This window comes from Moorella naiadis (nom. illeg.) (assembly GCF_051020825.1).
In the GTDB taxonomy this organism is placed as follows: domain Bacteria; phylum Bacillota; class DSM-521; order Neomoorellales; family Neomoorellaceae; genus Neomoorella; species Neomoorella naiadis.
Genome location: NZ_JAXGFQ010000013.1, coordinates 93,738 through 102,506, shown reverse-complemented (window position 1 = coordinate 102,506; position 8,769 = coordinate 93,738). Strand labels below are relative to the sequence as shown.

Annotated in this window: 7 protein-coding genes; 2 read left to right on the top strand and 5 right to left on the bottom strand. The window is 57.6% G+C overall.

Translation table 11 applies throughout. The features are described from left to right. Positions 1-176: 176 nt before the first annotated feature. Positions 177-1,385: an acyltransferase gene (locus tag SDD30_RS10115; RefSeq protein ID WP_434074799.1), complete on the bottom strand. Its 1,209-nt coding sequence runs from the start codon at positions 1,383-1,385 to the stop codon at positions 177-179. Positions 1,386-1,571: 186 nt separating this feature from the next. Beyond that, positions 1,572-1,829, bottom strand: coding sequence for a hypothetical protein (locus tag SDD30_RS10110; RefSeq protein WP_434074801.1), 258 nt, complete (start codon positions 1,827-1,829; stop codon positions 1,572-1,574). A gap of 145 nt (positions 1,830-1,974) precedes the next feature. On the opposite strand from SDD30_RS10110, the gene SDD30_RS10105 reads away from it, so the two are divergent. Then, positions 1,975-3,231, top strand: a complete 1,257-nt coding sequence (locus SDD30_RS10105; protein ID WP_434074798.1) for a copper amine oxidase N-terminal domain-containing protein — start codon at positions 1,975-1,977, stop codon at positions 3,229-3,231. Between the two features lie 113 nt (positions 3,232-3,344). On the opposite strand, the gene SDD30_RS10100 is transcribed toward SDD30_RS10105, so the two are convergent. Beyond that, positions 3,345-4,847 (bottom strand): ammonium transporter, encoded by a 1,503-nt coding sequence (locus SDD30_RS10100; protein ID WP_434074797.1) that lies wholly within the window; start codon positions 4,845-4,847, stop codon positions 3,345-3,347. 250 nt (positions 4,848-5,097) lie between these two features. Between SDD30_RS10100 and SDD30_RS10095 the strand changes: the two genes are divergently transcribed. Next, the gene (locus SDD30_RS10095; RefSeq protein ID WP_434074796.1) at positions 5,098-5,436 is read left to right on the top strand and encodes a P-II family nitrogen regulator; all 339 of its coding nucleotides are present in this window, start codon (positions 5,098-5,100) and stop codon (positions 5,434-5,436) included. Between the two features lie 12 nt (positions 5,437-5,448). On the opposite strand, the gene SDD30_RS10090 is transcribed toward SDD30_RS10095, so the two are convergent. Beyond that, positions 5,449-6,468: an acyl-CoA dehydratase activase gene (locus tag SDD30_RS10090; protein ID WP_434074795.1), complete on the bottom strand. Its 1,020-nt coding sequence runs from the start codon at positions 6,466-6,468 to the stop codon at positions 5,449-5,451. Further along, complete coding sequence (locus tag SDD30_RS10085) at positions 6,446-8,626, bottom strand: acyl-CoA dehydratase activase-related protein (RefSeq protein ID WP_434074794.1); 2,181 nt, start codon at positions 8,624-8,626, stop codon at positions 6,446-6,448. The genes SDD30_RS10090 and SDD30_RS10085 overlap by 23 nt, the downstream gene beginning before the upstream one ends. Positions 8,627-8,769 lie beyond the last annotated feature (143 nt).

Sequence of the window (8,769 nt, the reverse complement as noted above, 5' to 3'; positions counted from 1 at the left end):
ATGCCATTTTTGATGTCAAAGAGCGATTGCGTACCTGGCATGAGTTAGTTATTTTGGGGTTCTTGCACCAGAATCATTATATATATTACAACACAGCCACGTTTATTATAGCATCTGCGGGGATAGAAAACCTTAAAATTTACTAAGAATCAACCAGAATTGCCATAACTATTGTATTATAACGTTTTCTGGCCATAATCCGGGAGAGCCTCCTTATGTGCCCGCAGCTTAGGCCAGGGAAAATTGTACCTCAAGTTACCAGCCTCGCCGATGATAAAGCGGGTGTAACGGTTACTCCCCAGCAGGGCGCTGATGGCCCCCGAGATGATAATGGCAGCCGCAGGTTCCAGAATGACCAGCAGGAAACCGGGCAGGCGCAGGTACTGCCAGAAATAGCTGTTGATGATAAAGAGGATCGCCGGGTGAAGGAGGTAAATCCCTAGGGAATTAGCCGCTAGGGGGGCAACCAACCAGCGCAGGTAACCATGGCGTTCCAGGTCAAAGGCTAATTGGAACCCGTAGGCGATGACGGCTAGGCTGTACAGGTAGATGCTGGGTTTAAACACGCTGATGGTTAGGGCCCAGGCCTGGCCCTGGTAACGGTAGCGATAAAAATACTGGCCGGTTACCAGGCTGGTGGCCAAAACTAAGAGGACCAGGACAGCTTCCCGGTGGCTTTGCAGCCATTGCCGCCAGGCTTCCAGGTGCAGGCCGGCCAGGGCCCCCAGAAGGTAGTAGGGAAAATAAGAAAAGAGCAGGCGGTCTTTATAAAGCAAGAACCAACCGGTAATCCCGGCCAGGGGCGTACCGGTCACGGCGGCCATAACCAGATCCTGCCGGACTTCGAACAGGTAGTAATAGAGAGCATAGAGGACCAGGCCCAGCCCGGTAATGATTTCTGCCGTTATAGCCGGCCGTCGGGGTTGAAAGCGGGCGACCAGCCAGGGAAAAAACAGGTAGAACTGGATGGCTACCAAAATATAATAGAGATGGCTGTAGCCGTTGCCGTTGAGGACGTTGTGCCACCATAAAACGATAAAGCCGCCCAGACCGGACCAGGTGATCATGTGGGACGAGTGTTGCATAAGCAGGTAGACAGCCGTCCAGATGATATAAGGTATGACGAGATTTTGCAGGCGGCGGGTGAAGAAGCGCTTGATATTTACCTGACGGCCGCTGTAATTATAAAAGAGGACCAGGCCGGTGATAAACATGAAGACCTGGCGGCCGAAGCGCATCAGGTTAATGCCCAGCTCCTGGATAATCCGGCTGTAGAGGCTGCCCACCGGCATCAGCAGGTAGAACCCCCAGGCGTGGATGAAAACAATGGTTATCAGGCCGAAAACCCGCAGGTAATCAACCTCGCCGATATGTGGTTTCCCCATCAGCCTTCAACTCCTTCCGCCAATTATTATAGCGATTGGCCGGCAGGGAAACCTGAAAATAAATTAAGATTTAAGCCCCTCTTTTGTTAAGTTACAATCCGCGGGTACAGCCTGGCGGCGATAACCCGAATGATCACTGTAACCCCCAGGAGGACTAACCAGTCGTGGTCCGCCCGGGGCATGTCCTTACCAGCAGGTAACCCCGCAGAATACCAACAGCCACAGGGCCGGCTGGACCGCCCGGGTAAAAAGTTCGGCGGGATCATGGCGCAGCTTGCGGCTCTCCATTTCTGCCACCACCAGGGAGGCCGCCAGGTAAGCGCTGAACTTCCCTTTCGGGACCGGGGGTTCCGGCCCGGCCAGAGTAGCGACACTTTTATTTTGTGAGTACTGGCAGGTGGAACACCCGGGATATAACGGGTAGGCGCTCGCCCTTGAGTACAAGAATCTTCCAGGGTTATTTAACTCCAGTATAGGGGGATCAAACAGGGGGCCCCAAATATCACCCTCAAACTTTATTAGTACCTGACGAATATATTTACTAGTTCGTCCACTTTTATAAGTACTACTAAACAGGGTGGTAATTGCTGTGCGTAAGACGGCCCTCTCTCTACTATTAATAATAACCCTTTTCCTAACACCAGCCCCACCTATTTATGCCGCAGGAGGTACTTACGCTTCATTTACCATTGATCAGTATAACTATACGGTGAATGGCCTGGAAATACCCGCCGACGCCGCGCCACTGCTCTTAAACAACCGGGCTTATGTTCCCATTCGTTACCTGGCCAGGGCCCTGGGTGTTGCCACGGACAACATCTTCTGGAACGAAGCTACCGGGACAGTTACTTTGGTGAAAGTAGTCGGGTCCAGGGCAATATACATCAACCTGGCCCTCAACAACCAGGCCTTAACGGTAATCAACCAGGATGAGGGCCATGATGTCCAGGTCGTGGTTGCTAAAACGGTGCCCATGGATGTGGCTCCTGTATTAATAAAAGGGCGCGTTTATCTGCCGGCCCGCTATGTGGCAGAGGCCCTGGGGTATACAGTCAGCTGGGATGAACAGAAGCAGGCGGTCTATATTACTTCTAGCGCCAGCGAGGATGAGGGGCAGAATACAGCCCCGCAGGTCCCTCTCGACCAGGGGTTAAAGAAGGATTTTCAGTGGGTTTATGACAAACAAAAATATCAATGGCAGATCAGTGAACCCTCGTTTCTAGTTGCTTATAACCAGCGCCTGGAAAAAACTCTAGCCGACTGGAATAACCTTGATTTTTACGGCCAGACCATGGCCCGCCAGGGTCTGCCTGCCGAAGGGAACGAATTCTTAGATGCCGTTTTTAACGCTTCAGAGGGCGATTTTCGGCCCTGGGTCGAAGAAAAAATAAACCTGGATTACACGGGGGCATTGGCCGGGGAATTGGACCGGAAGGCCAGGACGGAGGGCTACGACCGTTTTCAAAAGGCGGAATTTATCTTGAGCTTTGTCCAATCTTTGCCCTACGTCTATACCCCCTTGCCCCGCCTAGCTGCCGAAACACTTTTTAACGGCGGTGATTGTAAAAGTAAATCCATCCTTCTGGCTTCCCTCCTGCACCACCTCGGCTATCAGGTAATCTTGCTGGAGTTCCCGCCCGAGGAGTTTGCCAACAGTATCGGGCATGAAGCTGTAGCCGTTGCCTTCAACAAAGATGAGCTGCCGGCGGACAGGAACCTTTTTAGTTTTGATTACAACGGCCAGCGGTACTATTATGCGGAGACTACGGCTGCCGGTTGGGAGCTGGGGGCAATGCCCGAACTGTTGCGAAATAAAAAGGCCACCCTTTTCCCCCTGGAATTTTAGCCTGAACTTGTGGACAGGGTGGGGAAGGGCGATGGGTTTTCACTGGAGGAAGGAAGACTTATAAGTTCGGCCGGTCGCAGTTTAAGGTCAGGTAGCGGCCGGCCGCTTTTAATCTAGTTGACTGCCAGTTCCCTGCGGGTTGCCATACCCTGGCCGGCCGGGGCCGGTTCAATATCCAGGGCCGCCAGGCTGGTATCAGAGTAGGCGCTCTCACCGTGCTGGGTGAGATCGAGGCCGGCTTCTTCCTCTGCGGCTGTTACCCGTAAAGGTGTCAGCAGGCTAATGGCCTTTAGAATGCCATAAGTTACAACGGCAGTAAAGGCCCAGGCCGCTACGACACCCAGGACCTGGACTGCCAGCTGGCGGGGATTACCGTAAAGCAGGCCGCTGGCGCCGGCAGAGTTAACGGCCGTGGTAGCAAAGATACCAGTGGCGATGGCCCCCCAGGTGCCGCCGACACCATGGCAGCCAAAGGCGTCCAGGGAATCATCATACCCCAGTTTAGCCTTGGCCACAGAGACCGACAGACAGCAAAGGGCACCACCGATGCTGCCAATGACCAGGGCCGCCAGGGGGGTGACAAAACCCGCCGCCGGGGTAATGGCCACCAGGCCGGCCACGGCACCGCTGGCCGCCCCCAGGGCCGTGGGCTTGCCATGGCGAAGCCATTCCACCGCCAACCATCCCAGGGTGGCGGCCCCGGCGGCCGTATTGGTGGTGACGAAGGCGTTGCCGGCCAGGCCGTTGGCCCCCAAGGCACTACCGGCATTAAAACCGAACCAGCCGAACCATAACAGGGCCGCTCCCAGGACAGTCATGGGGAGGTTATGGGGCGGCAGGGGCCGGCGCCTGTAATCCCGCCGGCGTCCTAGGACCAGGGCGCAAACCAATCCGGCCACCCCGGCGCTGATATGCACTACAGTACCCCCGGCAAAATCCAAGGCACCCAGCTCCCGCAACCAGCCACCCGTGCCCCAGACCCAGTGGGCCAGGGGATCATAGACCAGGGTCGCCCAGGCGACAATGAAAAACAAAAAGGCCGGAAAACGCATCCGCTCGGCAAAGGATCCAGTAATCAGGGCCGGGGTAATAATGGCAAACATGAGCTGGAACATGGCAAAGACCTGGTGGGGGATGGTGGCGGCATAAGCGGCGTTGGGTTCCAGACCCACACCCCGGAAACCCAGCCAGCTTAAATCGCCGATCAGGTGGCCGTGATCAGGGCCAAAGGCCAGGGAGTAACCCCACAGGACCCACTGGACGGAAATCAGGGCTACGATGACCAGGCATTGCACGATTATACTCAGGACATTCTTCTGGCGGACCATACCGCCATAAAAGAGGGCCAGGCCGGGGGTCATGAGCATCACCAGGGCGCTGGCCACCAGGATGAAGGCCGTGTCGCCGGCATCCACCGTAGCCGGGGTGGCCGCTGCCGCCGGCCGCGCCAGGACGGCTCCCAGCAGTAAGAATAATACCAGTAGTAAACCAACCCGGGTATAGCCAGGTAAGGTAAGGGGTTGGCAGCAAGAAAAGGGCACAGCCTGTTCAACATCCCTTTTATTCTCCTCCGGTGTCAACCTGGCGACATGAACGTCCAACCGTTTACGCTTCATTGCCTTGCATACCTCCTTTGGTCGAAATAAAAGAAGACACCTGGAGATACATATCTCCGGTGCCTTCTTTGGCGACCCAAAGGTTACATCCTCGCAACCCCGGATCAAGTTTATTGTAATTACTATTCTATCCCAGGATCCATGCAACCGTCAAGGAGTTTTAGAATGGTGGCATATTATCTTTGACGGTCCCGGCCACACAAAGTAAAATAGGCATATAACTTACCTGCAATGATGGAGGGTGGGAATTATGTATAAAATTGAAGCCATCATCCGGCCAGAAAAGTTTGAAAGCGTCAAGGAGGCCCTGGGTCGCTTCGGCATTCACGGCCTGACCGTCACCCACGTCGTCGGTTGCGGCCAGCAAAAGGGTAAAACCGAGGTTTACCGTGGCGCCACCTATAACATTGACCTGTTGCCCAAGGTCAAGGTGGAAATCGTCCTGGAAGACCGGTATATCGACGATGTCGTGGCGATCGTTACCAGCCAGGCCCGTACCGGCAATATCGGCGACGGTAAGATTTTTATTTACCGGCTGGAAGACGCCGTCCGGATTCGTACCGGCGAACGGGGTGCGGCGGCGATCTAAGGGGGACCGGCCCTAGGCCCCCAGGCGGATGAGGCTTAATTTTTCCCGCTGATCCTCACGGCCGGCCGAGGAAAGGCGCAGGTTGGCCCACTTGCCGCAGCGGCTGCCCCAGCGACCGACGATCTCGCCGCAGATGTAGAGTTCGCTGATCTCGCAGCTGTTGGCGCAGTCGTTGCAAATGAAGCTACGGGGCGCGCACTGGAAAGAAGCGATGGCCTTGATTCCCCGGAAGGTGCTGGGTTTCTTTGTTTTGTGCCATCGCTCCCGGGCCAGGAGGGCCGCACCCATGGCTCCCATAACGCGATAGTAAGGGGGCACGATGATGGGGAGATGCAGCAGGGTTTCGAAGGCGGCCCGCAGGCCCACGTTAGCCGCCACGCCGCCCTGGAAGAGGACTACCGGCCGGATTTCCTTCCCCCGGGCGACGTTGGTTAGGTAGTTGCGGGCCAGGGCCAGGCAGAGGCCGGCAATTAAATCCTCTTTACTGTAACCCATCTGCTGTTTGCTGATCAGATCGGATTCGGCAAAGACGCCGCAGCGCCCGGCAATACGCACCGGGCTTTGCGAGCGCAGGGCCAGTTCGCCGAATTGTTCAATGGGCACATTGAGGCGGCTGGCCTGGTGGTCCAGAAAGGAGCCGGTACCGGCGGCGCAGACGCTGTTCATATTAAAGCCGTTGGAGACGCCGTTCTTCAGGAAGATAATTTTCGAGTCCTGCCCGCCGATGTCGATGACCGTCTGCACATTGGGATGGATCTCCCGGGCGGCTACGGCGTGGGCGGTAATCTCGTTTTTGACTGTGTCGGCCCCCACCATGGCGGCCGCCAGGTGGCGGCCCGAACCGGTGCTGCCTACGGCCAGGACCTGTAAATCCGGCAAATCTTTCTCCAGTTGCTGAAAGCCCTCCTGCAGGGCCTCGATGGGGTTGCCGTGGGTGCGCAGGTAGGTTTCAAAGAGCATCCTTTTCTCCGGGTCCAGGGCGACAATCTTGGCGCTGACGCTGCCGACATCAATACCCAGGAAGCAATCCATAACCTTCACCCCCAGAAATGGCCATTTTTTCCCGCCGTTCCGCCAGTACTTCCAGGAAGGCCTCCAGGCGCGTTTCCCAGCCGGCGGTGCCGCTCTGCTCATTGACAATCAGGGAAAGGAAGGGGATATCCAGCTTTTCACTTAAGGGTACCAGGATATTCTGGGCCACGATCTCCGGCATACAGGTGAAGGGCAATAGCTGGATGACCCCGTCATACCCCTCCCGGGCGGCCAGGACCGTCTCGCCGACACTCTCCTGGCCGTGGCCCCCCACGCAGACGTTGAGGTAGGGGGCCGCCGCCGCCAGCACCGCCCGGTAGCGTTCTACTTCTTGACGCCGGTGCAGGACATTGAGATTAAACCACTGGCTGGCCGAGGTCTCCCGTACCACCTCCACCCGGGGTTCCGGGCGGGAGGCCAGGAAGCGCTCAATCTCCTGGTTGACGAACTCCTCCAGGACGGTATAGATCTCCCCCACGATTTTCACCCGTAGGGGCTGGCTGTCCTCCTCGGGGATAGCCCGGAGGGCCGCGGTGAATCCCTGATAGAGGCCCTGCACCTGACTGGCTCCGTTGGCCCTTTTTACCTGCCGGACAAAATCCTGCCAGAGTTTATCCGCGGCGCCGTGCCGGCTTTCATAGGCGCGTTTGCGTCGGACCAGGGCTTCGGCCTGATCGAGGACCATCATTTTTTGGTATCCGCGGTAGATCCCCCGGATGATCCGCCACAGCGGGGCATTGGCGGTGATCTCCGCCAGGGCCCGGCGGAAGGCGGGCCAGCGTTGCCGCAGGGGCAGGGGCGAGTCGATAATCACCAGGCGGAAATCAAGGCCCAGGCGTTTTAATAAGAGCTCCTGGATCTGGGCGTACCAACCCAGGCGGCAACGGCCCTTGCCGCCCACCATGACGATGGTGTTGGCTCCCTGCTTTAGCAGCTCCCGGATCTGGCCCAGGGTGGTAACCAGGGGGTAACAGATAAACTCCGGCGCCAGCTCCTTGCCCAGTTCCACCGTGTGCTTGGTTACCGGCGGTGTCGGGATCATCTTCACCCGGCATTCCCGGAGCACTGTCGTCAGGGCTACGTCCAGGAGGCCCATGCCCGGGGCACCGACCCGTAGCGCCTGCCGGCGCGGTGGTGGGGTGGTGCTGCCCTTCACCGGGGATCGGCCCCTTTGGCGGCCGCCGCTGGTATCGACGAAGGCTTCCAGGCGGGTTACCAGGCCGGCCTCACCGGTATGCTCGTCCACCGTCAATAAAAGGAAAGGGATATCATAACGCTCGGCCTCGGTCGCCAGGAAGGTTTCGATTACCGACGCCGGGCCACACTCAAAGGCCTCCACCAGCACCATTTTCGTGATTTTACCCTGGTGCAGGAGGGAGAGGCCGGCCCCCAGGATGCGGGCTTCATAGGCCCAGAGCCTGTTTCCTTCATAGATGGCGGCCACTTCGGGCCAATAGTCTGCGGCCGGGATCATCTCCGGGGTGATGACCCGGGCGTATTCGGCCAGGCGCTCGACGACCCGGTGGCCGACCCGGTCGTACAGGAGGTAGGGATGGCCCAGGACAGCGATAACCTCCTGGCGGTCATACTCGGCCGCCGGGTCCAAGTGCTGCCGGTGGGGCTTTTCCTGGCTGCAGAGGCGGTGGTAGACCTCCGGGATGGTCAACCCCCGGTGGGCCAATTCTTCGGCAGCAGCCTGGGCCGCGAAACCGGCCTGGATGGCCCGCTCGGCATCTGCCGGTCCAACATCCAGGCGGGCGGCCACCTCCCGGAGGTTGTCCTGCCAGCGACCCGGCTTTTCGCGCTCGTTCCACTCCGGGGCCAGCACCTGTTCAGCCTCCAGGTCTAGGCCGTTACGGATCATGGCCGCAGCACCGATAAGCTTGGGACAACAGTAGTTGTCCCTGTCGACGCTGGACAGGGCCGGGACGAAAAGGCAATCGACCCCGCTATTCACCAGCCTTTGCGCATGGGCATAGAAGAGCTTGACGGAGACGCAGGGCTCGTCGGTGGGGCAGGAGCTCATCGCTGCCATGGTTAGGGCATCCGTCGGTGGTGATACCACGACCTCCACCCCCAGGGCCTGCAGGAAAGCTTGCATGAAGGGGAAAAGATAATAGTAAGCTAGTCCCCGCGGAATACCAACTCGATACGACAAGAGTCGTCACCCCTTGTTAGACCCCATTATACTCCTGATATTTTGGCTTGTTAAGTAAATAGCTGTCTTTATTGCCTGCAACTGGTAAACAAGTTGTGTATACATCGGTCCCTTTTTCCGCTGGAGGGACCATCAAGGAGATT